22 protein-coding genes and 2 tRNA genes are annotated in these 25,217 nt (G+C 71.8%); 13 read left to right on the forward strand and 11 right to left on the reverse strand.

All coding sequences use genetic code 11. The annotated features are described in order from the left end of the window. Positions 1–292: 292 nt before the first annotated feature. Both ACV530_RS31850 and ACV530_RS31855 read right to left on the reverse strand, forming a co-directional pair. Complete coding sequence (locus ACV530_RS31850) at positions 293–1,051, reverse strand: TetR family transcriptional regulator (RefSeq protein WP_494336152.1); 759 nt, start codon at positions 1,049–1,051, stop codon at positions 293–295. Between the two features lie 85 nt (positions 1,052–1,136). After that, positions 1,137–2,957: a 3-hydroxyacyl-CoA dehydrogenase family protein gene (locus ACV530_RS31855; protein WP_494336153.1), complete on the reverse strand. Its 1,821-nt coding sequence runs from the start codon at positions 2,955–2,957 to the stop codon at positions 1,137–1,139. 324 nt (positions 2,958–3,281) lie between these two features. Here ACV530_RS31855 and ACV530_RS31860 point away from each other — a divergent pair, with 324 nt between their 5' ends. The 9 genes from ACV530_RS31860 to ACV530_RS31900 all read left to right on the forward strand — a co-directional run bounded on the left by ACV530_RS31860 (position 3,282) and on the right by ACV530_RS31900 (position 13,585). Beyond that, entirely contained in the window at positions 3,282–3,902 is a 621-nt protein-coding gene (locus ACV530_RS31860) for a HEAT repeat domain-containing protein (protein ID WP_494336154.1), read from the forward strand. Between the two features lie 97 nt (positions 3,903–3,999). Further along, positions 4,000–4,458, forward strand: a complete 459-nt coding sequence (locus tag ACV530_RS31865; RefSeq protein WP_494336155.1) for an SRPBCC family protein — start codon at positions 4,000–4,002, stop codon at positions 4,456–4,458. Between the two features lie 178 nt (positions 4,459–4,636). Continuing rightward, positions 4,637–7,048 (forward strand): MFS transporter, encoded by a 2,412-nt coding sequence (locus ACV530_RS31870; RefSeq protein ID WP_494336156.1) that lies wholly within the window; start codon positions 4,637–4,639, stop codon positions 7,046–7,048. A gap of 49 nt (positions 7,049–7,097) precedes the next feature. Beyond that, positions 7,098–7,934, forward strand: a complete 837-nt coding sequence (locus ACV530_RS31875) for a M55 family metallopeptidase (RefSeq protein ID WP_494336157.1) — start codon at positions 7,098–7,100, stop codon at positions 7,932–7,934. After that, positions 7,927–9,273 carry a M20/M25/M40 family metallo-hydrolase gene (locus ACV530_RS31880; RefSeq protein ID WP_494336158.1) on the forward strand — a complete coding sequence of 449 codons (1,347 nt, stop codon included), beginning with the start codon at positions 7,927–7,929 and terminating at the stop codon, positions 9,271–9,273. The genes ACV530_RS31875 and ACV530_RS31880 overlap by 8 nt, the downstream gene beginning before the upstream one ends. Continuing rightward, positions 9,270–11,252, forward strand: a complete 1,983-nt coding sequence (locus ACV530_RS31885) for a prolyl oligopeptidase family serine peptidase (protein WP_494336159.1) — start codon at positions 9,270–9,272, stop codon at positions 11,250–11,252. Before ACV530_RS31880 ends, ACV530_RS31885 begins: the two co-directional genes overlap by 4 nt. A 49-nt stretch (positions 11,253–11,301) precedes the next feature. Continuing rightward, positions 11,302–12,522, forward strand: coding sequence for a condensation domain-containing protein (locus ACV530_RS31890; protein ID WP_494336160.1), 1,221 nt, complete (start codon positions 11,302–11,304; stop codon positions 12,520–12,522). Between the two features lie 49 nt (positions 12,523–12,571). Beyond that, positions 12,572–13,288: a 4'-phosphopantetheinyl transferase family protein gene (locus tag ACV530_RS31895; RefSeq protein ID WP_494336161.1), complete on the forward strand. Its 717-nt coding sequence runs from the start codon at positions 12,572–12,574 to the stop codon at positions 13,286–13,288. Positions 13,289–13,330: 42 nt separating this feature from the next. After that, the gene (locus tag ACV530_RS31900; RefSeq protein ID WP_494336162.1) at positions 13,331–13,585 is read left to right on the forward strand and encodes a DUF1049 domain-containing protein; all 255 of its coding nucleotides are present in this window, start codon (positions 13,331–13,333) and stop codon (positions 13,583–13,585) included. On the opposite strand, the gene ACV530_RS31905 is transcribed toward ACV530_RS31900, so the two are convergent. Genes ACV530_RS31905 through ACV530_RS31915 form a run of 3 tightly spaced genes read right to left on the reverse strand, consistent with a single transcriptional unit; the run spans position 13,566 to position 16,374 of the window. Beyond that, complete coding sequence (locus ACV530_RS31905) at positions 13,566–14,336, reverse strand: hypothetical protein (protein ID WP_494336163.1); 771 nt, start codon at positions 14,334–14,336, stop codon at positions 13,566–13,568. The genes ACV530_RS31900 and ACV530_RS31905 overlap by 20 nt on opposite strands. Next, the gene (locus ACV530_RS31910) at positions 14,333–14,974 is read right to left on the reverse strand and encodes an ATP-binding cassette domain-containing protein (protein ID WP_494336164.1); all 642 of its coding nucleotides are present in this window, start codon (positions 14,972–14,974) and stop codon (positions 14,333–14,335) included. The genes ACV530_RS31905 and ACV530_RS31910 overlap by 4 nt, the downstream gene beginning before the upstream one ends. Before the next feature lie 26 nt (positions 14,975–15,000). Beyond that, positions 15,001–16,374 (reverse strand): cytochrome P450, encoded by a 1,374-nt coding sequence (locus ACV530_RS31915; RefSeq protein WP_494336165.1) that lies wholly within the window; start codon positions 16,372–16,374, stop codon positions 15,001–15,003. A gap of 308 nt (positions 16,375–16,682) precedes the next feature. Between ACV530_RS31915 and ACV530_RS31920 the strand changes: the two genes are divergently transcribed. Further along, positions 16,683–17,945, forward strand: a complete 1,263-nt coding sequence (locus ACV530_RS31920) for a phthiocerol/phthiodiolone dimycocerosyl transferase family protein (protein WP_494336166.1) — start codon at positions 16,683–16,685, stop codon at positions 17,943–17,945. Positions 17,946–17,972: 27 nt separating this feature from the next. Here the strand turns inward: ACV530_RS31920 and ACV530_RS31925 are convergent, their stop codons facing one another. Both ACV530_RS31925 and ACV530_RS31930 read right to left on the reverse strand, forming a co-directional pair. Continuing rightward, a complete protein-coding gene (locus tag ACV530_RS31925; RefSeq protein WP_494336167.1) occupies positions 17,973–19,352 on the reverse strand; it encodes a cytochrome P450 in 1,380 nt (459 codons plus the stop codon). A 3-nt stretch (positions 19,353–19,355) separates the two neighbouring features. Next, the gene (locus ACV530_RS31930; protein WP_494336168.1) at positions 19,356–20,363 is read right to left on the reverse strand and encodes a terpene synthase family protein; all 1,008 of its coding nucleotides are present in this window, start codon (positions 20,361–20,363) and stop codon (positions 19,356–19,358) included. 295 nt (positions 20,364–20,658) lie between these two features. Here ACV530_RS31930 and ACV530_RS31935 point away from each other — a divergent pair, with 295 nt between their 5' ends. Together ACV530_RS31935 and ACV530_RS31940 are read left to right on the forward strand one after the other, a co-directional pair. Then, positions 20,659–20,928, forward strand: coding sequence for an acyl carrier protein (locus ACV530_RS31935; RefSeq protein ID WP_494336169.1), 270 nt, complete (start codon positions 20,659–20,661; stop codon positions 20,926–20,928). Further along, positions 20,918–22,141 (forward strand): beta-ketoacyl-[acyl-carrier-protein] synthase family protein, encoded by a 1,224-nt coding sequence (locus ACV530_RS31940; RefSeq protein WP_494336170.1) that lies wholly within the window; start codon positions 20,918–20,920, stop codon positions 22,139–22,141. Before ACV530_RS31935 ends, ACV530_RS31940 begins: the two co-directional genes overlap by 11 nt. 119 nt (positions 22,142–22,260) lie before the next feature. Here ACV530_RS31940 and ACV530_RS31945 read toward each other — a convergent pair. The 3 genes from ACV530_RS31945 to ACV530_RS31955 all read right to left on the reverse strand — a co-directional run bounded on the left by ACV530_RS31945 (position 22,261) and on the right by ACV530_RS31955 (position 24,530). Next, a tRNA-Lys gene (locus tag ACV530_RS31945) sits at positions 22,261–22,334 on the reverse strand. 55 nt (positions 22,335–22,389) lie between these two features. Continuing rightward, entirely contained in the window at positions 22,390–23,877 is a 1,488-nt protein-coding gene (locus tag ACV530_RS31950) for a glycosyltransferase (RefSeq protein WP_494336171.1), read from the reverse strand. Beyond that, positions 23,874–24,530: a 2OG-Fe(II) oxygenase gene (locus ACV530_RS31955; protein WP_494336172.1), complete on the reverse strand. Its 657-nt coding sequence runs from the start codon at positions 24,528–24,530 to the stop codon at positions 23,874–23,876. The genes ACV530_RS31950 and ACV530_RS31955 overlap by 4 nt, the downstream gene beginning before the upstream one ends. A gap of 197 nt (positions 24,531–24,727) precedes the next feature. Here ACV530_RS31955 and ACV530_RS31960 point away from each other — a divergent pair, with 197 nt between their 5' ends. Beyond that, a complete protein-coding gene (locus tag ACV530_RS31960) occupies positions 24,728–25,057 on the forward strand; it encodes a hypothetical protein (RefSeq protein ID WP_494336173.1) in 330 nt (109 codons plus the stop codon). A gap of 50 nt (positions 25,058–25,107) precedes the next feature. Here the strand turns inward: ACV530_RS31960 and ACV530_RS31965 are convergent. After that, positions 25,108–25,181 (reverse strand) — tRNA-Lys (locus ACV530_RS31965). Positions 25,182–25,217 lie beyond the last annotated feature (36 nt).

Consider the following 25,217-nt stretch of genomic DNA (forward strand, 5'->3'; position numbering starts at 1 on the left):
CCGCGCCCGCACGCGATTTCGCGCTTGCGCCGAAATCCGGCGCGGGCGCGCAATTCCAGCCCGGCCCGGCACTCTCCAGCCCGTCCGGCGTTTGAGGACCAACGCGGCGAAGCCGCGTTGCGGGGGTCCGGGGGCTTGCCCCCGGAACGGGGGCAGGGGCGGAGCGCCTATAGGGGGCCCAGGGGGCGAAGCCCCCGGACAACCGCGCGGAGCGCGGGTCCGGGGGCCTCGGGGGCTTGCCCCCGGAGGAGACGGGGAGAGGGCGGGGCCGGGGCAGCAATCCCCAGCCGCCTCAGCCCTGTTGCCGCAGTACCTTTTCGATCGCCCGCATGACGTCGCCCAGCGGGGCATCCGTGCGGGCCACCGTCACCAGGACCTCGCCCTCCGGGCGTGCCACGGCGGTGGCGTCGGCGCGGCCGGAGCCGATGCCGGCGCCGAACGTCTCGCGGACGATCGCGAAGGCGTGGTCGAGCTGGGCCTCCAGGTCGCCCTCGCCGCCGCCCCGGAGCCAGCGGCGCAGGACGTGGTTGTGGGCGGTGACGACCGCGGACGCGGCGACCTCCGCGAGGAGGGGGTCGTCGTCGTGGTGGACGCCCTCGTCGAAGTGGCCGAGGAGGTAGCGGGTGAAGAGGCGCTCGTAGCGGGCGACGGAGGCGATCTCGCGCTCGCGGAGGGCGGGGACCTCCCGCGTCAGGCGGTAGCGCTCCACCGAGACCGCGGGCGACGCCGCGTACATCCGCATGACTTCCTTGATGCCGCGGCACACCGTGTCGAGCGGGTTCTCGTGCGCGGGCGCGGCCTCGAGGACGTCGGACGCCCGCACGAGCGTGTCGTCGTGGTCGGGGAAGATGGCCTCTTCCTTGGAGCGGAAGTGGCGGAAGAAGGTCCGGCGGGCGACACCGGCCGTGGCCGCGATCTCGTCCACGGTGGTCGCTTCGTAGCCCTTGGTCGCGAACAACTCCATCGCGGCCGCCGCGAGTTTGCGGCGCATGGTGAGTCGCTGCGCGGCGGCGCGGCGTGGCGAACGGGCGGACGTGGCGGGCTGGGACATGTGGGGAACGTAACACGGTCCCGCGGGGACGTGCGGGGGCGGACTGCCGGACGGTTCGAGCAGACCGCCCCACGCGGCTTCGTGCTCAGGCCTTCGCATACTCGCGGAAGCCGCGGCCCGTCTTGCGGCCCAGGCAGCCCGCCGCCACCAGGTGTTCCAGCAACGGGGCGGGTGCGAGGCCCGGGTCGCGGAACTCGCGGTGCAGCACCCGCTCGATGGCGAGGGAGACGTCGAGGCCGACGACATCGAGGAGTTCGAAGGGGCCCATGGGGTAGCCGCCGCCGAGCTTCATCGCGGCGTCGATGTCGTCCAGCGAGGCGTAGTGCTCCTGCACCATCTTGATCGCGTTGTTGAGGTACGGGAACAGCAGGGCGTTGACGATGAACCCGGCCCGGTCCCCGCAGTCCACGGGGTGCTTGCGGATCTTCGCGCAGACCTCGCGGACGGTGGCGTGCGCGTCGTCCGCGGTGAGGACCGTACGCACCACCTCGACCAACTTCATCGCAGGGGCCGGGTTGAAGAAGTGCATGCCGACGACGTCCTGCGGGCGCGAGGTGGCGCGGGCGCAGGCGACGACGGGCAGCGAGGAGGTGGTCGTCGCGAGCACGGCACCCGGCTTGCACGCCTTGTCGAGCGCGGCGAACAACTGCTGCTTGACCTCGAGGTCCTCCGCGACGGCCTCGACGGCGAGGTCGACCTCCATGAACGCGTCGAGCGAACCGGCCGGGGCGATCCCGGCCAGCGCCGCGTCCCGTTCGCGCTCCGTCAGCCTGCCCTTCTCCACCGACCGCGCCAGGGACCGGGCGACCCGCTCCTTGGCACGCTCGGCCTTCTCCAGGCTGCGCGCCGCGAGCACGACGGGGTAGCCGGCCTTGGCGAAGACCTCGGCGATGCCGCTCGCCATCGTCCCCGAGCCGGCGACGCCGACCGCGCGGACGGGACGGCCCGCTGCGTGGCCGCCCGCTTGGGTAGCCGCCGCGGCCGCCGGGGTGCGGTCGTCCGGAACGGCCGTGCCGGAGCAGGGGCCTTCGTACGTGTAGAAGCCCCGGCCCGCCTTGCGGCCCGTCAGCCCGGCCGCGGCGAGCTGGCCGAGGATCGGGGCGGGCGCGTGCAGCCGGTCGCGGGAGGCCGCGTACATGGCCTCCAGGACGGTGCGGGCGGTGTCGATGCCGATCAGGTCCAGCAGCGCGAGCGGTCCCATCGGCAGACCGCAGCCCAGCCGCATCGCGGCGTCGATGTCCTCGCGGGTGGCGTAGTGCGACTCGTACATCGCCGCGGCCTGGTTGAGGTAGCCGAACAGCAGGCCGTCCGCGACGAAGCCCGGCCGGTCGCCCACGGCGACGGGCTCCTTGCCCAGTTCGCGGGCGAGCCGGGTGACGGCGGCGACGGTCGCGGGCGCGGTGAGCACCGAGGAGACCACCTCGACCAGTTTCATCGCCGGCGCCGGGTTGAAGAAGTGCAGCCCGAGGACGCGTTCGGGGCGGGCGGAGTCGGCGGCCAGCCGGGTCACCGACAGCGCGTTGGTGCCGGTGGCCAGGATCGTCGTGGGGCGCACGATCGCGTCGAGGGCGGTGAGGACCTCGTGCTTGAGGGCGTAGTCCTCGGGCACGACCTCGATCACCAGGTCGGCCTCGGCCGCGGCGTGCAGATCGCAGGACGTACGGAAGCGGGCCAGCGCGGCGCGGCGCTCCTCCTCGGTGATCCGTCCGCGCGAGACCGCACGGGCGGTGGCTGCCTCCAGGGCGGTGGCGGCGCGTGCCACGGCGGCCTGGCTGATGTCGATGCCGACGACCTCGCGGCCGGCGCGGATGAGCACTTCGGCGATGCCGGTGCCCATGGTGCCCAGCCCGATCACGGCGACGTCGGTCAGGGGCCGGTTTGACTCAGGGGGGGACTGTCGGTCCATCGCGGGACTCCAGAGGGTGTTTCCCCGGATGCGCGGGGAGACGTACTGCATGGATGGATGAGGGCCGTGGGCGGGTAAAGGGCGTCCACGGAGAGGGAGTTGTGCAACCGGCCGGCCCTGTCCCGGGGCCGTGCCGTACTGGAGGTGCCGAACCGACAGACCGACATGGGGAATGCCAGTACTGAGGGCGGCTGCGTCACCAGGCCGCCCGAGCAAGTTCACTGCTCTTGCCGGGAGATTAACTCACCGGTAACCAAGAGCACCAGGGGAAGTGCGCGCGTCTTACGATGTGGTCCAGGCCACATGCCGGGAGGAGAGCGGGAAATGGAAGAGGAATTCCGCGCGCTGCTGAAGCGGGTGCGGGCCGAACTGGTCTCCCCCGCCGAGTTCTCGGCGTACGAGCGGCTCCTCGCGCTCGTACGCACCGACGGCCGCGCGGCCCGCGACGCACTCGCCGACGTCCTGGTGGCGCACGAACGCCCGTTGTGGGCCCGGGAGATAGCGGCCTACGCGCTCGGAGTGCAGGGCGACCGGCGGGCGTTCGAGACCCTCGTCCTCCTCCTCAACTACCGCGAGCCCGTGCGCTGTGCGACCGCCGCCCACGTCCTCGCACGGCTGCGCGACCCCCGCACCGCCCGCGCCGCCGCCGCGCTCGCCACCAACCCGCTGCGCACCGCCTACGCCCTCCATCCGGTCCGGCTGCTGAGCGAGTTGCGCGCGCCCGAGTCCGTACCGGCCCTGATGGCCACGCTGGAGCGGCTGCTGGCCGCCCCCGACCACTGCTGGCCGGTGGCCAGGGCCTGCGTCGAGGGCCTCGGCGCCCTCGGCGACCGGCGCGCCGAGGGCACTCTGCTCGCCGCGCGGGAGCACGAGCGGTTACGAGCCGCGGCGGTGGCGGCGCTGGCCCGGCTGGGCCGGGGGAGGGTCGGGGGCGGAAAGGCCTGAACGCCCCGAAGCGGACAATCCTCGATTTGGGCCGGTGTGGCGATGATGGAAGGCTGTCCGGGCACAGGCAGCAAGCACGACGTCCGGGAGGACAGCCATGGGTCAGGTCGAGGCCACCACGGAGCGGATCATCGCAGCGGATCCGGAGGAGGTGTTCGACGCGCTCGCGGACTACAGCGGCACCCGCGCCAAGCTGCTGCCCGAGCACTTCAGCGAGTACGAGGTCCGTGAGGGCGGGGACGGCGAGGGCACCCTCGTGCACTGGAAGCTCCAGGCCACCAGCAAGCGTGTGCGCGACTGCCTGCTGGAGGTCTCGGAGCCGACGACCGGGCAGCTCGTGGAGAAGGACCGCAACTCCTCGATGGTCACGACCTGGACCGTCACCCCCGCCGGCGAGGGCAGCGCCAAGGTCGTCGTCACCACCACCTGGACGGGTGCCGGAGGCGTCGGCGGCTTCTTCGAGCGGACCTTCGCGCCCAAGGGGCTCGGCCGCATCTACGACGCCGTGCTGACCCGCCTCGCCGCCGAGGTGGAGGGCAAGCAGAGCGCGGGCTGAGAGACCGCCATCACCGGTTCGAGTGGTTTTCGCGGCGCTGCACCGACGTGCCAAAAGCGCCTCCGACCGGCGGAAATCCACCCGTACAGCACTTCCCGGTAAATCGTCGCGCTTGCTCGCTGTTCTCGCGTAATGCGAGAAATGGGCGGCGAACAGGCGCGATGAGGGGAGCAGTTACGTGGGCGGGTCCACCTGCGAGACCACCTTGGTGAAGAGCAGTCAGACGCCCGACCGGCCCGCGCCCGACACCGAGCCGCCCGGCGCGCCCGCGCGGCCCGGGCCCGCCCGGGTGCGCTTCGTGTTCGCCGGGCTGATGCTCACGCTGCTCCTCGCCGCGCTCGACCAGACCATCGTGGCCACCGCCCTGCCGAAGGTCGTCGGCGAACTCCACGGCGTGGACCGGATGTCCTGGGTGGTCACGGCCTATCTGCTGACCTCCACGGTCGTCCTGCCCCTGTACGGCAAGCTCGGCGACCTCTGCGGGCGCAAGGCGGTCTTCGTCTTCGCCATCGTCACCTTCGTCGTGGCCTCCGCGCTGGCGGGCCACGCCCGGACGATGGACCAGCTCATCGCCTTCCGCGCCGTCCAAGGCGTGGGTGCGGGCGGGCTGTTGATCGGTGTTCAGGCCATCATCGCCGACATCGTCCCGCCCCGGGAGCGCGGCCGGTTCATGGGGGTCATCAGCGCCGCCTTCGGACTCGCCTCCGTCGCGGGGCCGCTCCTCGGCGGCTTCTTCACCGACCACGCCTCGTGGCGCTGGTGCTTCTACATCAACGTCCCCTTCGGCCTCGTCACCCTCGCCGTCGTCGCCAAGGGCCTGCACGTTCCCCGCCCGCGTGCCCGGGGCCGGTTCGACGTCATCGGGGCACTGCTGCTGAGCACCTCCGCAACCTGTCTGGTACTGCTGACCAGTTGGGGCGGCACCGAGTACGCCTGGACGTCCCGCATCATCATCGGGCTCGCCTCGGCGACGCTCGGCACGGTGCTGCTCTTCGCCGTGGTGGAGCAGTACGCCGCGGAACCGATCATCCCTCCACGGCTGTTCCGCGACCCTGTCTTCACCGTCACCGGGCTCGTCGGCGCGACCGTGGGCGTCGGCCTCTTCGGCGCCGTCAGCTATCTGCCGACCTTCCTGCAGATGGTCGACGGTGCGGACGCCACCGAGTCCGGAATGCTGATGCTGCCCATGATGGGCGGCATCGTCGTCGCCTCCCTCATCGCGGGCCAACTCACCAGCCGCACCGGGCACTACAAGCTCCTGCCCATCCTCGGCACCGCGCTGGCGGCCGAGGGCATGTACCTCCTGTCGCACCTGGGCGCCGACACCAGCCGGCTGGTCTACAGCCTCTGGATGGCCATCCTCGGCGTGGGCATCGGCCTGTGCCTGCCCGTCCTCGTCCTCGCGGTGCAGAACTCCGTCCGCCCCGCCGACCTGGGCAGCGCGACCAGTGTCAGCAACTTCTTCCGGCAGACCGGCGGTTCGATCGGCGCCGCCGTCTTCGGCACGCTCTTCGCCCACCGCCTCGCGGCCCGGCTCGCCACCGAACTGCCGCACCGCGCGGGCCTCCCGGCGCCGGACTCCATCACCCCGCAGCTCGTACGGGCGCTTCCCGCGCCGCTGCGGGACGGCTACATCCGGGCCTACGCGGAGGCCATGCCGCGGATCTTCCTCTACCTCGTGCCGGTGCTCGTCCTCGGCTTCCTGCTCGCCTTCCTGCTGAAGGAGAAACCCCTGGTGTCCCACAACGCCCCCGCCCCCGAAGCGCCCACCATCCCCGCCGCGCGCGTCGAGCCGCCCGCCGATCCGCCGCCCCTGACCACGGGCATCCCCGTCACCGGCTCCGTCCAGCACCACGACGGCACCACCGTGCCGCGCGCGGCCCTCACCCTCATCGACGCGCACGGGCGCCAGATCGGGCGGGGAGCCAGCGGCGAGACCGGCCGGTTCGCGCTGAGCACGCCGGGCACCGGCTCGTACGTCCTCATCGCCGCCGCGGGCGGCCACCAGCCGCAGGCGGTCACCGTCACCGTCGGCGAGCGCCCCGTCGAGCTGGACGTGGTCCTCGGCGGCGCCGGGCGGCTGGCCGGCACCGTGCACACCGCCGACGGCACGCCGGTGTGCGAGGCGCTCGTCACCCTGACCAATGTGCACGGCGAGGTCGTCGCCTCCACCCGCACCGGCCACGAAGGCACGTACGTCATCGACGAGTTGGTCGCCGGCGAGTACACGCTCGCCGCCAGCGCGACGGCCTTCAGGCCCGCCGCGCTGCCGGTGACCGTCCAGTCCGCCCGCGAGACCCGCCAGGACATCGAGCTCGCCGGCGGCGCGGTGCTGCGCGGCACGGTACGGGCCGGCGGGGGACGGCCCGTGGAGGACGCCCGGGTCACCCTCCTCGACGCGGGGGGCAACGTCGTGGACTCCACGATCACCGGCGCCGACGGCAGCTTCCGCTTCACGGACCTCTCGGCGGGCGAGTACACGGTCATCGCCGCGGGCTACCCGCCGGTCGCGACCGTGCTCCACGTCGCGGGCGGCGGACGCACGGAACGCGATCTTCAGCTCGGGCACGCGGAGCCGCGCATCCCCTGAGGCGGGCAAAACCGGTGTGGGCGCGGCTCCTGTGAGGTAGGACTGCCGCATGGCCAAAATCCTCATCTCGGCGGACATGGAGGGGGCCACCGGCGTCACCTGGCCCGCCGACGTCCTGCCCGGCACGCCGCAGTGGGAGCGCTGCCGCCACCTGTTCACCTCCGACGTGAACGCGGCCATCGCCGGGTTCTTCGACGGCGGTGCGGACGAGGTCCTCGTCAACGAGGCGCACTGGAGCATGCGCAACCTGCTCCTCGAGAAGCTGGACGAGCGGGCGCAGATGCTCACCGGCAAGCACAAGACGCTCAGCATGGTCGAGGGGGTGCAGCACGGCGACGTCGACGGCATCGCGTTCGTCGGCTACCACGCGGCGGCCGGCGCGGAGGGGGTCCTCGCGCACACCTACCTCGCCAACTCCCTGACCGGCGTATGGGTGAGCGGAGAGCGAGCCAGCGAGGGGCTGCTCAACTCCCTGGTCGTCGCCGAATACGGTGTGCCGGTGGTGCTGGTGACCGGCGACGACCGGGCCTGCGAGGACGCCGCGCGGTACGCCCCGGCGGCCCCCGTGGCCGCGGTCAAGGACTACGTCTCGCGGTACGCGGCCGTGTGCCGCACCCCGGCCCGTACGGCCGCGGACATCCGGGCCGCGGCGTGCAAGGGCGCCGCGCTCGCGGTGCGCCACGAGCCGGTGCGGGGCGGGCCGTTCACCGTGGAGCTCGAGTTCGACGCCGAGCATCTGGCCGGGGCCGTGACCTGCGTCCCCGGTGTCGAGCAGACCGGCGAGCGCCGGGTCGCCTACACGACCGCGACCATGTACGAGGCGCTTCGCTGCTTCAAGGCGGTGACGACCATCGCGTCGGCCGCGACGGAGGAAGAGTATGGCTGATGGCACGGCGGACCGGGTCGACGAGCAGGCGCTCGACGAGGTGGTGCGGTTCACCTCCGACCTGATCCGGATCGACACCACCAACCGCGGTGGCGGGGACTGCCGCGAGCGCCCGGCGGCCGAGTACGTGGCGGAGCAGCTCGCCGGTGCGGGGATCGAGCCGGTGGTGCTGGAGAAGGTCCCCGGCCGTACGAACGTCGTCGCCCGGATCCCGGGAGCGGACCGTGGCGCGGGCGCGCTCCTGATGCACGGTCACCTCGACGTGGTGCCCGCCGCGCCGGACGACTGGACCGTGCACCCCTTCTCCGGCGACATCCGCGACGGGATGGTGTGGGGGCGCGGCGCGGTCGACATGAAGAACACGGACGCGATGTTCCTCGCCCTGGTGCGCTCCTGGGCCCGCGGCGGCGTCGTGCCACCGCGTGACATCGTCCTCGCCTTCACCGCCGACGAGGAGGACCGGTCGGTGCCCGGCGCCTCGTATCTCGCCGCCGAGCACGCCGAGTTGTTCGAGGGGTGCACCGAGGCCATCGGCGAGTCGGGCGCGTACACCTTCCACGCGGACGGCGGGCTGCGGCTCTACCCGGTGGCCGCGGGGGAGCGCGGCAGCGGCTGGAGCAGACTCACCGCGCGCGGCGTCGCCGGGCACGGGGCCAAGATCAACCGCCGCAACGCGGTGACCATGCTGGCCAGGGCCGTCGCCCGGATCGCCGATCACGAGTGGGAGGTGCGGCTGAGCCCGACCGTGCGGGCCGCCCTGCTCGAGCTCGCCGCCGCGCACGGCATCGACGCCGACCTCGACGTACCCGGCTTCGACGTCGACGAACTGCTGGCGAAGCTGGGCTCCGCCGCCCGTCTGGTGGCCCCGACGGTGCGCAACAGCGCCAACCCGACCATGCTGGAGGCGGGTTACAAGATCAACGTCATTCCGGGCATGGCCACCGCGGCCGTGGACGGACGGATCGTCCCCGGCGGGGACGAGGAGTTCATCTCCGCGCTCGACCGGCTCACCGGGCCGGACGTGGACTGGGAGTTCGTCGCCCACGAGGCGCCGCTCCAGGCACCCGTCGACGCCCCGGTCTTCGCGCGGATGCGCGAGTCCCTCGAGCACTTCGACCCCTCGGCGCGGGTGGTGCCCTTCTGCATGACCGGCGGAACCGACGCCAAGCACTTCGCCAAGCTCGGCATCGCCTGCTACGGCTTCGCCCCGCTCAAGCTGCCCGTCGGCTTCGACTACCAGGCGCTCTTCCACGGCGTGGACGAGCGCGTGCCGGTCGAGGCCCTGCACTTCGGAGTTCGCGTACTCGACCGCTTCGTCATGTCCGTCATGGAGGAATGATGCCGACCACGTCGCCGTACGGATCCTGGCCGTCCCCCGTCACCGCCGCACTCGCCGCCGCGCACGGCGGCCGCCCCGAGTCCGTGGGCTTCGTCGGCGAGGAGCTGTGGTGGGTCGAACGCCGTCCCGCGCAGGAGGGCCGGCAGACGCTGGTCCGGCGGCGCCCCGGGGGCGACGCGCACGATGCGCTGCCCGCGCCGTGGAACGCGCGCACGCGCCTGCAGGAGTACGGCGGGCGCCCCTGGGCGGCGGTGCCGCGGGAGACCGGCGGCCCGCTGGTGGTCTTCGCCCACTACGCCGACCAGCGGCTGTACGCCTGGGAGCCGGACGCCTCCGACGGCGCCGCACCCAGACCGCTCACCCCGCTGGGCGACGTCGGCGAGGGGCTGCGCTGGGCCGATCCGGTGCCGTGCCCGGAACGCGGCGAAGTGTGGTGCGTCCTCGAGGAGTTCACGGGCCCCGGCCCCGGTGACGTACGGCGCGTGATCGCCGCCATACCGCTCGACGGCGGCGCGGCCGGTGACCGCGCCGCCGTCCGTGAACTGACCGACGGCCGCCACCGCTTCGTCACCGGCCCCCGGCCGTCCCCCGACGGCCGGCACGTGGCCTGGCTCGCCTGGGACCACCCGCGCATGCCGTGGGACGGCACCGAGCTGCTGACCGCCCGGGCCGGGGACGGCGCCTTCACGGACGTCCGCACCGTCATGGGCGGCGTGAGCGAGTCGGTGGCGCAGGCGGACTGGGCGCCGGACGGTTCGCTGCTGGCCGTCAGCGACCGTACGGGCTGGTGGAACCTGTACCGCGTCGATCCCCGGACCGGGGAGAGCACGGCGCTCTGCCCGCGGGAGGAGGAGTTCGCGGGGCCGCTGTGGCGGCCGGGGGACCGGTGGTTCGCGCCGCTGTCCGGCGGGTTGATCGCCGTCCTCCACGGCCACGGTGCCTGGAGGCTCGGCGTGCTCGACCCGGAGACCGGCGAACTGGCCGACGCGGACGGGCCGTGGACGGAGTGGCACGTCACGCTGGACGCCAACGGCAGCCGGGTCGCGGGCGTCGCGGCGGGGCCCGTCAGCGGGTACGAGGTGGTGGAGCTGGACGCGCGTACGGGCCGCGCCCGGGTGGCCGGGGCCGCGCACCGCGACGTCGTGGACCCCGCGTACTACCCGGCGGCGCGGGCCCGCACCTTCGCCGGGCCCGGGGGCCGCGAGGTGCACGCCCACATCTACCCGCCGCGGAACCCCGGTCACCGGGCCTCCGACGGCGAGCTGCCGCCCTTCGTCGTGTGGGCGCACGGCGGCCCGACCGGCCGGTCGCCGCTCATCCTCGACCTGGAGCTCGCCTACTTCACCTCGCGCGGGATCGGCGTGGCGGACGTCAACTACGGCGGTTCGACGGGCTACGGGCGCGCGTATCGCGAGCGGCTGCGGGAGCAGTGGGGCGTGGTCGACGTCGAGGACTGCGCCGCCGTCGCCGCCGCGCTCGTGGCGGAGGGGACGGCCGACCCCGCCCGGCTGGGGATCCGCGGCGGCAGCGCGGGCGGCTGGACCTCCGCCTGTTCGCTGGCGGCGACGGACCGCTACGCGTGCGGCACCGTCCTTTACCCCGTCATGGACGCCCTGGCCTGGGCGGGCGGCACCCACGACCTCGAGTCCCACTACCTCGAGTCCCTGATCGGCCCGCAGGCCGAGGTCCCCGGCCGCTACCGCGAGCGCTCCCCGCTGCACCGCGCCCGGCACATCACCGCGCCCTTCCTGCTCCTGCAGGGCCTGGACGACCGGGTCTGCCCGCCCGGCCAGACCGAGCTGCTGCTGGGCGAGGTCGGGGACGTTCCCCACGCCTACCTCGCCTTCGAGGGCGAGGGGCACGGGTTCCGGCGCGAGGAGACGTTGATCCGCGCGTTGGAGGCGGAACTTGCGCTCTACGCGAAGGTCTTCGGCTTCGCGGCGCCGGAGGTGTCAGAGCTCCGACTGCCGGGCATGTAAGGTAAGCCTTACCTTAATCGCTGGTGTCTGTGAACGGTCGGGAGTCCTCGTGACGCAGTCGGTACGCGCGGAACGCGTCACGCAGGGCCTGCCGTTGACGGCCGCTCAGGCGGCGGCATGGCGGACCCGGGGTCCGGCCGTGGCCTCGTACCTGGAGATCCACGGCGACGTGGACCCCGTCCGCTTCGCCGAGGCCCTGCACCGCACCACCGGCGAGACCGATGCCCTGCGCATGCGGATCGCCGACACCGGTGAGGGGCCCCGTCAACTGCCCATCGCCATCGAGCCCCCGGGGCACGGCTTCCCCCTGCACGCCGCCGACCTGAGCGACCAGGGCGATCCCGACGCGATCGCGCTCGCGTGGATGCGCGCCGACCTGGCCGTGCCGTTCTCGCCCGAGACCGGGCCGCTGTTCTCCCACGCGCTCTTCCGCGTCGGCAGCCGTCGTTGGCTGTGGTACCGGCGCGTCCACCACGCCGTCCTCGACGCGCACGGTGTCTCGCTCGTCGCCCGCCGCGCCGCCGAGATCTACACCGCCCTCGCCGCCGGCGACGACCCCGGGCCGAGCCCCTTCGGGCGGCTCGCCACGCTCGTCGCACTCGTCGGACTCGCCGCCGAGGACCGTGACCGTGCCTACTGGCTCGACCGGGTCGGGGCGCGCCCGTATACCGCCGACCCGCTGCGGGCGACCGACCGCCTCGGCTCCGACGCCGCTGCCGGGCTGCGCCGGCTCGCCGCTTCCGTACGGACGTCCCTGCCGGACGTGCTCCTTGCCGCGCAAGCCCTGCACTTCTCGCGTGCCGCGCGCGGTGCGGGCGGTACGGGCGTCGTCCTCGGCCTGCCGATGGCGGGCCGCGTCTCTCCGGCGGCGCCGCAGGTGCCCGGCGTGGCCGGGACCGTCGTGCCGCTGCGCTTCACCGTCACCGCCGGTACGACCTTCGCCGACCTCACCCGCCAGTCCTGCCTGGGCGTTCGCGACGCCCGCAGGCGACGGCGCGGGAGCCGCGCCGTCGCCGGACCGCTCGTCACCGTCCTGCCCGACGACCGCCGGATCGCCTTCGCGGGAGCCCGTACGACCGTGCACCACCTCGCCTCGGGGCCGGTCGGCGACCTGGCCGTCACCTTCGGCGTGACCGGCGACGGCCTGCGCATCGACTGGGAGGCCAACCCCTCCCTCCACACGGAGGCCGAACTCGCGGACGGGCGGCGGCACTTCCTGGACCTGCTGTCCGGGCTCGCCGACCGGGACCCGCACCGGCCGCTCCTGTGAACTCCGGCCTCGGCGGATGCCGCCGCCGAGGCCGGTAGCGTGTCCGACCGTGACGCCCGTACTCCTACGCCCCCGTGTGCTCGGGCGCGATCCGCTGCCCGGCCCGTGGGTCCCCGGCCCGCCGCAGGTGTGGCTGCTCAGGACCGCCGATGACGCGGTGCCGCCCGCCCGTGAGCTGTACGAGAGGGTGCTCGATCCCGGGGAACGGGCCCGAGCGGCAGGGTTCCGGCAGGACGCGCACCGCGAGCGCTACGTCGCCGCTCATCTCGGGCTGCGGCGGCTTCTCGGCGCGTATCTGGGTACGGACCCGGCGGAGGTCGCCTTCGTCCGCGAGCCCTGCCCGTGCTGCGGTGCCGCGCACGGGCGTCCGGCGGTGCGGGGCGCTTCGCTGCACTTCAACCTCTCGCACGCGGGCGACCTGGCGCTTTGCGCCTTCGCGGACGTCCCGGTCGGCGTGGACGTCGAGGAGGAGCAGGACCTCGCCGTCGTCACCGACGTCTCCCGCTCGCTGCACCCGCGCGAGACGGCCGAGCTCGACGCCCTCCCCGAGGCCGCCCGCCCGGCCGCCTTCTCCCGCTGCTGGGCGCGCAAGGAGGCGTACCTCAAGGGCACGGGGACGGGCCTCGCGGAGGACCTCTCGCTCACGTACGTGGGCGCCGGGCCCGAGCCCGGGGCGCCCCCGGGGTGGGTGTTGACGGACATCGACGCCGGCCCGAGCCACGCCGCGGCCATGGCCGTTGCCGTCGCCTTCACCCGTTCGGCGTAACCCCGGCATCCCCGCCGCGCGGGCCGGAGGGATCGTGAAGGCATGACCTCCAAGACCCGGCCCCGCCCCTCGCGCGCCGGCTCCCTCGGCGCCCGCCTCCGCGACGCGATGACCCCGGGGCGTGTTGTGGCGCTGGTCGTCGTTGTCCTGGTGGTGGTCTTCATCGCCGAGAACACACGGCATGTGAAGGTCCGCCTCATCGGGCCCGAGGTGTCGATGCCGCTGTGGATGGGGCTGGCGGGGATGTTCGTGCTGGGCTGGCTGCTGGGGCGCTTTGTCACGATCCGGCGGCGGTGAGGTTGAGCTGCCGCCCGCGGGTGCGGATCCAGAAGGCGAGGAGAGCGATGAGGGTAAAGGCCCCTGTCCAGGCGAGGCTTGCGGCTGCGGGCCGGAGCGGGGTCGTGGGGGCAAGGCCGCCGGCGAGGCAGGTCTGCATGGAGCCGTACATCGGCAGCAAGGTGCCCAGGAACCCGTGCGGATCAGGGTTGACCAGGGGGCTTTGAGGAAGCAGGTCAAGGTTGCTGCTGACGAAGATGACGACCATGCCCTCGAGTTCACCGGGCAGGAAGAGTGCGAGGACGAGTCCGAGCGTTCCGTAGACCAGGCATGCGGTGAACAGCCCGAGCCACAGGAACTCCAAGTGGCGGGGCGACCATACGGCCAGCATCCATACGGTGGTGTACAGGGCGACGAGCGCGGCGGCCGAGAGCAGCGAGGTCGCCTTGGCCAGCAGGAGCGGGGTGCGCGGGTAGCCGGCCGCGGTGAGCCGACGGTCGAAGGGGCCGGCCTGACGGGCGGCGCTGAAGGTGAGGAAGGCCATCAGGAGCATGACCACGCCGAGGCAACCGTGGATCATGCCCACGTGGTCCGTCGAGGCGGTGAGCGTCCGGCCGGTCGCGCGCAGCCGGAAGGCCAGCGAGGCCGGCGCGAAGATCTGCGGCGCGGCGAGGATCCACAGCGGGATGAGGACGGCCAGCAGGAGGGCGGCGAGTGTGTTCTTGGAGAGCTCGGCCAGGTTGTACCGGGCCGCGATGCGGTAGGCCCTCACCGATCGGCTCCCTTGGCCATGACGGCGGTTTTGCCGCGGAGTTGGATGACGGTGTCCAGACGGTCGGTGTCGTAGGCGAGGTGGGAGATGACGACGGTGGTGCGCCCGGCCGCGCGGCGGGCGGCGGCGAGGTCCCAGAAGGCCAGGTAGGTCTGCCAGTCGAAGCCTTGATAGGGCTCGTCGAGCAACACCACGTCGGGATCGTGCATGAGGGCGAGGACGAGGCTGAGCTTCTGCCGTGTGCCGCCGCTGAGGACCTTGACGGGAACGTCGAGATGGTCGGCGAAGGCGAGCCGGTCGACCAGCTCGTGGGCGCGGTCGAGGTCTGGGAGGCGGAAGGCCTCCTGGAACAGGCGAAGGTGCTGGAGCGCCGTAAGGGCGTTGTTGAGAACGGGGTGTTGGGGGCAGTGGCTGATCGTGCCGTCGGCCGTGACGGTGCCCTTGTCCGGGCGCAGGTCACCGCACAGGATGCGCAGGAGGGTGGTCTTTCCGGCGCCGTTCTCCCCGACGACGCCGACGGTCTCCCCGCGACGGACGGTGAGGTCGACGCCGGCCAGTACGACGTGTTTGCCGAATGCCTTGTGAATGTCCCGCGCGCTGAGGGCGGTGCCGGTGGCCGTGGGCGGAGAGAGGGGCATGAGTCCTCGTGTCTGTGCGTGGTCGTTCAAACGCGTGTCGCCGTGGGGCGGGAGCTGCGCGGATGAGGCGTCATGACCATGGGTGGGGCCTGCAGCATCGTGCTGACCCGGGGCAGGACGGGGCCCGACGATGCGGCTTCCCCCTGGAGGGTCCAGTTCTGCAGAACCCGGGCGAGGACGACGACGATCTCGGTGAGCGCGAAAGTGTCTCCGGGGCACTTGCGGGAGCCGTTGCCGAACGGGATATACGCCCCGCGCGGGCCGGGGGTGCCGTGTGCCCAGCGGGCAGGGTCGAACCGCTCGGGGTCCGGGAAGAGGTGTGACTGGTGATGCAGCTGGTAGGGGCTGACGACCACGCTGGTGCCCGGTGGAAGGGTCCGCCCAGCCAGTTCGACGGGAGTGGTGACGCAGCGCGTGAGGAGCCAGCTCTGCGGGTACAGCCGCAGCGTCTCCAGGACGACGTGCCGGGTGAGTTCCAGGCGTCGTACCGCCGACTCGTCCGGCGGATCGCCTCCAAGGACACAGTCGATCTCGTGCTGGACACGACGGGCGATGTCCGGGTGGCGGTCGAGCAGGTGCAGGGCCCAGACCATGGCGCTGGCGTGGCCCGGTGCTGTCGCCGCGGCGAAGATGTTGATGACGTTCTCACGCACCTCGTGGTCGGTCATGGGCTCACCGGCGTCGTCGCGTGCCGTCAGCAGCATGGACAGGATGTCCGCATGCTCCGCACTGGAACGGCGGTAGGCGAGGATCACTTCGTCGACGACCTGCTTGTACCTGGCCAGCGTCCGGTGGAACCGGCGGGTGCGGGGGCGGAACAGCCACTGCGCTCCGAGTGCTGAGGTGAACGCCTCGCGATGGATGCCTTTGATGATCGCCTCGAGGCAGGCGTGGGTCTCGTCCCGGTAATGCTCTGCGATCTCCGCGGCGAACATCGCGCGTACGCCGGTCATCGTCGCCATGTCCGTCATCTCCCGCGTCACGTCAAACGGAACGCCGGGCCGCCAACCACCGGTCATCGCGTCGGTCATGGCGACCATGGTGGTGATGTATCCGGCGACGCGAGTGTGCTGGAACGCCGGCTGGACCAGGCGCCGTACCCGCTTGTGCACGGCGTTCGGGCACGTGACGATCCCGTCCCCGAGGAGCGCGCGCACCTCGTTGTGGGCTGGGCCGCCTTTGTCGAACGTGCGGGAGTCTCTCAGTACCCGGTCAACCAACTCCGGGTGGCAGGCAAGGTAGATGGACTGCCGTCCGAGTCGCACGCGTACGAGATCTCCCTGGGACGGCAGGGAGCAGAGGAAGGGGAGCGGCGTTCTCCAGATGCGCAGTGCGTGCCCCAGTACCGGCAACGCTCCCGGAGCGTGCGCGAATCGGAAGTCGGATCGTGCTCTGCTCATGAGGGACGGGCTCCTTTGCGCGCGGGCTGGGGGCGGCAGCGTCGGCTACCCGGGAATGTGTCTAGCCAATGCGGGGCCGGACCGGCTCTGTTCGGTGGGCTTCCACGCTGCCCGGCCGGGTCTTTGAGCCGTTCGGCTGAAGCACGCCCGGCACTGTTGACAGGTGAGGATCCCGACGGAGTGAACCGGGAGCAGCTCGCGTTGCGGTGGGCGCCGACAGCGCACCACCATCGTGGCGCGGGCACCGACCGTGTCGGCCCTCGGCCCTGACCAAGACGCCGGCCCACGGCCTTTTCAAGGAGATCATCTTGACCGACGCCACTGCGCTGGAGGAACGCCCGCTGGCGGCCAGCGAGATGGCCTTCGTCTCGTTCGGTACGCCGATCCACTTCAGCCAGCGGCTGCACGGCCGGCTCGACCTCGGTGCTCTGGAAGCCGCGGTCGGGGACTTGCTCGTCCTGCACCCCGTGCTGTCCGCGCGGATCGTGGCCATGGATCGGGGCCACGTCCTGCGGCTGGATCCGTCGGTGCCCGGCCCGCGTCTGGGCGTGGCCGGTGGTACCGACCAGGTCGGGGCGCCCTACGCGCCGGACGCGCCGCTGTTCAGGGCCGTCGTGGCCGAAGAGGCGGACAACCGCTACCGGTTGGCCCTGTCGGTTCACCACGCCATCAGCGACGGCGTCAGTGCGCTGGCGCTGCTGCACACCCTGTGGTGCAGCTACAGCGCACGCGTCGCCGGCCGCACGCCTGCGCTGCCGCCTCCTGCCGCCGGGTTGCCCGGCCCCGTCGAGGAACACTTCCGCGCGCGCTTCTCCGCCGAGGAGCTGAACGACTTCCTGAGGGACCGCTCGGCGAAGACGCGGGATCTCGTCCCCGCGTGCATCCCCGCCTTCGCGGCCGGTCACAGCACGGGAGCGCGAACCGACGTCCACAGGCGGCAGGTACGGCTGTCCGCCGAGTCCGTCGGTCAACTGACGTGCGCGGCCAAGGCGGCACGCATGAGTCTGCATGCGCTGGCCTGTGGCATCGCACTGCGCGCAGTCCATTCGCAGACTCCTTGCCCGGACGAAACCGTCCCCATGACGTGCTTGTCCACTCTGGACCTCCGGCGGCGGTTCAGGCCGCCCCTGCCCCCGCACGAGATGGTGCTGGCCGCCACCGCCTCGCCCGCCGTGGTCGAGGTGGGGCCCCACTGCCATCCGGTCGGCATCGGGCGCCATGTACTGGAGCAATTGCGCGAAGCGGTCCTGGACAACACGGTGCAGAAGGCCATCGCCGCGACCGCTGAACTGATGGACGAAGTGGCGCACGCTCCGATCAGTGTCCTGGTCAGCAATCTGATGACGAAGACCCCGCCGCTCCGGCTTCCCCCGGACCTGAGGTCCGGCCCCATCGAGGGATGCGCCCTTCCCCCTGGCCCCCTGCCCTCGGTCTTTCTCACCGGCAGCCAGGACGGCACGGCGGGCCTCGACATCACCCTGGTCATGGCCGCGGACTGGTTCACCGCGCGGCAGGCCGACGACCTGGCCGACGCCCTCGAGGAGGCTGTCCACCGCGTACTGCGCGAGTAGGCACGGCGGACAGCGGATCGGTCCCTGCTAAGGCGCCTGGCGGCGGTGCAGGCGCAGGTCGAGGTGACGGGGTTCGATGATGCTGCGCCCGATGAGGGTGACCGGGCGGGATGTGGCGGGGGTGAGTTTCCAGTCGGCCAGGATGGAGGCCAGGGGCAGCATGATGTTCATGACGGTGAAGTCGTGTCCGATGCACTTACGGGCCCCGGCCCCGAAGGGCACCATCGTCATGGCCCGCTCGGCCTTGGCCCAGCTACGTCCGTCGCCGCTCCAGCGCCCCGGGTCGAACCGGTCGGGCTCGGGGAAAAGATCGGGGCGGTGGTGAATGATGTACGGGCTGATCAGGACGTCGGCGCCGTCCGGCACGCGGTAGTGGCCCAAGGACGTGTCGGTGACGGTCGTCCTGCTGAACAGCCAGGCGGAGGGCCTGATCCGGAAGGCCTCCGTCACCACGGCCATCAGGGTGGGTAGTTGTGGCAGGTGCTCGTGCCGGGCGGGGCCGCCGCCGCAGACCTTCTGTGCCTCGGCCGCGACGGCCGCGTCGAGGTCGTCGTCCAACGAGAGGTAGTGCAAGGTCCAGGCGAGCATGGCGGCGGTCGTACTGATACCGGCGATGAACATGGTCATCACCTGCTCGCGTACTTCTGTGTCCGACAGCGCGTTTCCGTCGCTGTCCTCGGCCAGGAACTTGGACAGCAGGTCGCCCTGGTCGCCACCGGTGCGGCGGTAGGCGGCGACGGTGGCGTCGATGTGCGCGTACAAGGAGTCCCGGGCCTGTGCGTAGCGCCGGTTGGTCGGCAGCGGCAGACGGGTGATACCGGGCGCGACCATGCGCAGGAACGCGCCACTTACCAGGACGTCCACGTCCCCGAGCGTGCGGCGGACCGTGCCGGCGTCCGCACCGGTGTCGTCGAACCATGACGCCAGCATCGTCGAGACGGTGATCCGCATCGCGAGTTCCTGCATCAGCCGGCGTACGTCCAGGACCTGTCCCTCGTGCCAGTCCCGGGTGACAGCCGTGATCTCGCGGCCCGCCAGCTCTCCGTACCCGGGCAGCTTGCTCGGGTGGAAGGCTGGCTGAGTCAGTCGGCGCAGCCGGGTGTGCTTGGCGTTGGGGCAGGTCGCCAAGCCGTCTCCGAAGAACACGGAGATGTTGTCGAAGAAGGGGCCGCCCTTGTCGAAGTCGTGGTGGCGGCTCACGAGGATCTCGGAGACGAGTTCGGGGCTGCAGACCACGTAGGCGGGACGGGGGCCGAGCCGGATCTCCACGAGATCGCCGTAGGACGGCAGACGGGTCAGAAAGCGGGTGGGGTCGATGAGCAGCTGCCGCAGGTGGCCCATGCCGGGCAGGGCACCGGGTGCGCGCGGTACGGGAACGAGGGGGGCCGGGAGGCTTGTCGTCGTCATTGCTCAGCTCCCCGCGCTCACGAGCAGACCGGAAGCCCAGTCGGGCATGACACGGTGCTCGTCATGACGTGTGGTGATCCGCTCCCATTCATAGTCACCGCAGATCCAGTCATGAATGATGTCCGCATACCCCCGCAGCGCCGCGTGCTGGCTCCGGTCGACGGCTCGTACCAGTCGTGACAAAGCCTTCTCCTCCAACTCCGCGAGTTCGTCGACCTTTTGCTGAGCATGGCGGGATGCCTCGGCCAGCGCCTCCTGCCGTGTGCAGCCGCGGCTGCGCTGAATGAGGTGGATCGCGTTGTGCCCGCCGGTGATGTCCTCGTGCCTGAGCGACATGGAGTCGTTCCGCAACGCGACCACGTCGGCGCCCAGTTGCCGCATGCGTTGCAGCACGGGGTGGTGCCACAGCTGGGGCGGCACCTCGTTGCCGCCCCACTTCTCGCCCAGGTCGTTCTGTCCGAAGGCGCACGTCGTGGCGGCCCGCAGCGAGAAGTAGTCCGCCAGGTCGCGGTAGGCGAATCCTGTCGTGCGGTCGATCGCCTCCGTCACCTGGGAGGAGAAGTAGGACGCCCAGTTGAACGCCACGCGCGTGCGTAGCGGCAGGGACATCCCCCGCACCATCCGGCTCCACAGGTCGGCGAAGGCCCGCACCGTCGGCATATCGTGCGCCTCCGGCCGGGACGTTCCGTGCACGATGTCGATCAGGGCGTTGCAGACGGCTGCCACTCTGCTGGGATCGCGGCCGATCTCACCGTCCAGCTGGTCGTCGAACGGCAGGAAGTACCAGCCCATCATCTGCGCCGCCGTACAGCACTCCTCGGCACTGGCGTTGGGGTAGAAGAAGGCGGCCACTTCGGCCAGCCGCCAGTCGACGAAGTCCTCCTCGGCCCGCTCGCCGTCCAGCAGGCCGAATCTCCGCATCCAGACGAGCGCGCTCTCGCGCGCCTGATCCAGATGCGGGTTGATCCGCAGGGGCCACGGGGTGGTGAACACCGCTCCGGTTCGCGTCACGCTCGGCTGCTCCTTCGCTGGATTCCCCAAGATCGTGCGTGAGCGGGATTGTGTACAGCAATGCCGTACCGGAGGGTCCACTCCCACGGGCGAGCGTGCGCGGGAGGCGCCGGGCGCCCCCACGGTGATCATGTGTCCGGATGCGCCAATGCCCCGTCGCAGCCGGGCAGTTCGTGGCCCGGTCCGGCGCGGTGCGGGGTGTCACCTTCGGGACCGGCCCCGCGGTTCGGGCACGTCATGCCACGGCCATCGCGCTGCGAGGATCACGGCATTCGGCGGAAGGGGAGATCACGGCATGACGCAGGAAGCGGAACCGGATACGGAACGGGCACTGCCCGAGCGGCTCGTCGCCCTGCTGACCGGTCATCTCGATGTCGAGGTGGCGCCGGAGCAGTTGACCGCCGCGACGACGTTCGAAAGCCTCGGGATGGACTCGCTGTCGTTGATGGAACTGGTCGTGGCGGCGGAGCAGGAGTTCGGGATCGTCCTTGCCGAGGGCGAGTTGGACCTGTTCCCGTCCTCCACGCTCGGTGACGCGGCCCGGGCGTTCGAGCATGCGGCCTGAGATCGCGGTCACCGGGCTGGGCCTGGTGACTCCGGCGGGGCATACGGCGGAGGCGAACTGGACGGCCCTGTGCCGGGGCCGCTCGCTGGCCGCTCCCGACCCCGAACTCGCCGGACTGCCCGTCGACTTCTCCTGCCAGGTGACCGGATTCGACGCCGCGGCCGAACTCGGCCGGTCGCTCGCCCGGCGCGTGGACCGGTTCATCCAGTTCGCCCTGGCCGCCGCACGACGGGCCGTCGCCGACGCCGCACTGGACACCGGCACGTGGCCGGCGGAGCGGGTCGGAGTCGTGCTCGGAGTCGGGTCCAACAGCCTCAGTACGTACGTCACCGAATTCGGCCATCTCGGCGCGGACCGACCCGGGCGGGTCTCGCCGCTCGCGCTGCCGCGCAGCGTGCCGAGCATGGCCGCGGGCGAGGTCGCCATCGATCTGGGCGCCCGCGGGCCGAACTTCACCACGTCCAGCGCCTGTGCCTCGGGCGCGACCGCGATCGGGGTCGCGCGGGACCTGCTGCGGTCCGGGACCTGTGACATCGTGCTGGCCGGCGGCAGCGAGTCCGCGCGCTCCCGTATGACGGCCACCTGCTTCACACGGATGCGGGCGCTGTCACGGCGACGCGAACACCCGCAGTTGGCCAGCCGTCCCTTCGACGCGGCACGGGACGGCTTCGTCCTCGGGGAGGGCGCAGCCGTCCTCGTCCTGGAACGCCTCTCCCACGCCGGCGCCCGCGGGGCACCGGTCCGGGCCGTGTTGCGCGGCTACGGCGCCGGAGCGGACGCACACCATCCGGTGGCCCCGCACCCGGACGGGCATGGAGCGGAACGGGTCATCCGCGCCGCGCTGGAGGACGGGGCATGCGACCCGGGAGACGTGAGTCTCGTCAACGCGCACGGTACTTCCACACCGCTGAACGACGCGGCCGAGGCCGCTGCTCTCACCCGGGTCTTCGGAGCGGACACGCCCCCCGTGACGGCCGCCAAGGGCGTGATCGGCCACGCCCTCGGGGCGGCGGGCGCGATCCAGGCGGCGTACACGGTCCTTGCCCTGCGTCATCGGACGGTGCCGCCAGTGGCGAACTTCGACGGCCAGGACGGTGACCACAAGCTGAACGTCGTCGCCGGCCGACCGCGCCCGGCGGCCGGGAACACGGGCCTCAGCTGCTCGTTCGGTTTCGGCGGCCAGAACGCCGTTCTGTTGTTCACGACCGACTGAGGAGATGTGGTGTGCCTGGCACGCCGCTCTCCCTGAACAGCGTCAGAGGGCTTCTTCTCGCCCGCAAAACACCCGAGGCTCCCGCCATATCCCAACCGGCGGAAGCCTCAAGCAACTTGTGCGCCACCAGGGACTCGAACCCCGGACCTACTGATTAAGAGTCAGTCGCTCTGACCAACTGAGCTAGCGGCGCGGGAGGAATACTACCCGCTACCGCGTTCGACGCAAATCCGGCGGAAAAATCGGGCTCAGCCCCCGGTCGCCCCCGCCTCGTACCGCCGATGCGGATCGTCCTGCGTCGCGACCGTCGGCGAGACCTTGAAGACGCCCTCCTGGATGTGCCGCGCGTAGTAGTGGTCGATGGCGGTGTGGACGGCGATCCACTCCCGCATCCCGCTTTCCGTGTCCGGCAGTTCGGCCAGCAGCTGGTCGAAGACGCGGGCGTGGTAGGCGATGGCGTGCGTCGTGGTGGTCAGGCCCTGCGCGGCCTGGAGGTGCTCGCAGCCGGGAGCGGGCCGCAGGTGGTGCGAGTCGCCGAGGTAGCACAGGCTCCACCTCTGGCCGACGAGTTCGGCGATGTTCGCCGCGAGGATGGCCGGCGCCTCGTGGTGGAAGGCGACGTTGTCCTCGAAGACCAGGACGTGCTCCAGCCCCTGCTGCCGCGCCTGGGCGATGGCCTCGCGATGCGAGAGCGCCCGCCCCACATGCGGATCGTCCGGCACGGACACGGCCGGCAGCAGCCGCCGGACGCGCCCGGCGATGCCCAGGCGCCGGAAGCGCCGGCTGACCGCGGCCCAGCGCTGGGGATCGGCGTCGAGGTTGATGCAGACCACCGCGTCGAAGTAGTTGAGCGGGTGGGACTTCTCGGCGGTGTATTCGGCCAGCCAGCGCTCGACGACGTCGCCGCACGTCTCGCGGTAGTAGTCGATGACCGGCTCGACGGCCATCCCGGTCTCTTCCCAGGCGACGAGGTAGTTGTGGCAGCGGTCGGCGGCGTCGACGGGGTAACTCACCCCGTGCGGCCGGGCGAAGCGGTGCGTCCAGCGCAGGAATGGCAGGCACAGCACCCGCGCACCCGCCGCCCGGTACTTCTTGTGGATGTAGCCTTCCTCGCCGCCGTGCCCGCGCATCCTGGGGTTGAAGCCCAGCCACGCGTCCTTCCGGCACGCGAACAGCCCCAGCCCCTGGAGGCCGATCTCGAAGGGCGGCGCCTCGGGGTCGGCGCCCCGGGGGTCACAACCCCACACGCCGAAGAGGTTGTTGAACACCGGGTCCATGTGCGTCTGGACCGTCCGCAGGTCGTCGTTGAGCATGGGGCCCTGGAGCAGGTCCCGCGAGTGCGGGTGGGTGTCGGCGTAGTCGAGGAAGCGCGCCAGCGCACCCGGTGCCAGCAGCACATGGCAGTCCACGCACATGACCCACTCGGTCCGTGCCTCGCGGAAGACGAGGTCCCGTACGCCGGTGCCCTTGATGTGGCCGACGGGCAGATAACGCACCCCCGGCACGGTGCTCTCGAGCGCCCGCAGCGCCGGCGCGGCAGGCCCCGACGGGTCGTTGTCGAGGACGAGGATGTCGACCCGGTCCGCGACCTCGGGGTGGTAGAGCCGGAGCGCCATGACCGTGAAGTAGGCCCCGTCGTAGTCGTCGTGGACCGCCATGCCGACCGTCAGCCGGGGTGCGTTCCCCGCCCCGGCGGCGTCCGGCGCGGGCCTCGTGGGCAGCGCCATGGTGTTCACGGGATGTCCTGGACGGCGGTGAGCCAGCCGTGGAAGGCGAAGCGGCTGTCCAGCAGTTTGGCCGACGGGCAGGTCACGGGCCGCACCTGATACCAGGCGTCGGAGGGGAAGAAGACCAGCGAGTCGTGGTCGGGCTGGACGTCCCTGAAGGACTCGGCGACGCCGGGATGCCCGTCGCGGACCGTGGTGTCGAAGACCCGTGTCTGCCCGCCCAGGAACCCCCGTGGCCGCCGGTGCAGGTGGTAGAGGAAGGTGATCCTGCGCGGGTCCTCCGGGCCCGCGGCGTCCCGGCCCGGCGGAAGCAGGTGCACGGGTTCGCGGGACGACTGGTTGTGCATCGTGAAGCCGAAGGCGATCCGCGCACCGGGCACAGGCACCCCCAGCATCGTCATCACCATCGGTGCCACGCGGTTCAGCGCGTTCGCCAGGTCCGGGAAGCGTGCCGTCTGGTCCGCGCAGCGCCAGTTCGGCGGCACCAGCATCTCCGTGCCGGAGCCCTGCTCGCGCACCTCCGCCATCAGCGCATGGCACGCCTCCTCCAGCAGCCGGTCGGCCGTCGCCGCGCCGAGCACATCGTCGAACCTGCACATCTGTGTCGCCAGGGACACCGCAGTCGTGGCCGTCGCCTCGACCACACCAACGCTCTCGGTCATCGAGTCACCTCCGGATCGGCGAGGGACCGGGCTGCCCTTGGCGACGGGTACCACCGCATTTGTCATACGAAACGCGCGGCGGTGCGGCGCGCCGCCGTCCGTCACCCGATCAGCGCCCCCGGCATCGCGACCGGCCGGGGGCCCGCCTAGCGTGCGAAGAACGCAAGCGCACAACGTACGACCTACGGGAGCGCATCATGACTTCTTCGACACATGACCGCATAGCCGCCCTTCTCGGTGCGGCCGCACTGGCCACCACGCTCTCCACGACCGCGACGGACATCGCCGCGGCGTCGGAGCCGGCCTCGCGACCGGCAAACGTCCACGTCGAGAAGAAGACCGCACTGGACAACGTCTCCTGTGCGGCTGCGTACGTCGGACCGCAGGGGCGCGTGGATCCCACGCTGCCCACGGTGCCGGCGGTGACACTGCCGACGCTGCCGCTGGCGCAGCCCGACGATCCGGCGCTGCCGGATCCCGGGCTGCCCCTGCCGCCGCTTCCCCCGCTGCCGCAGCTTCCGCTGTGAACGACGGCAAGGGCCCCGTCGGTCAACCGACGGGGCCCTGTGCTCAATTGTGCGCCACCAGGGACTCGAACCCCGGACCTACTGATTAAGAGTCAGTCGCTCTAGCCAACTGAGCTAGCGGCGCGGGAGGAACTCTACCGAAACTTTCGTTCGAGGCAAA

This window comes from Streptomyces sp. SX-6, assembly GCF_059089585.1.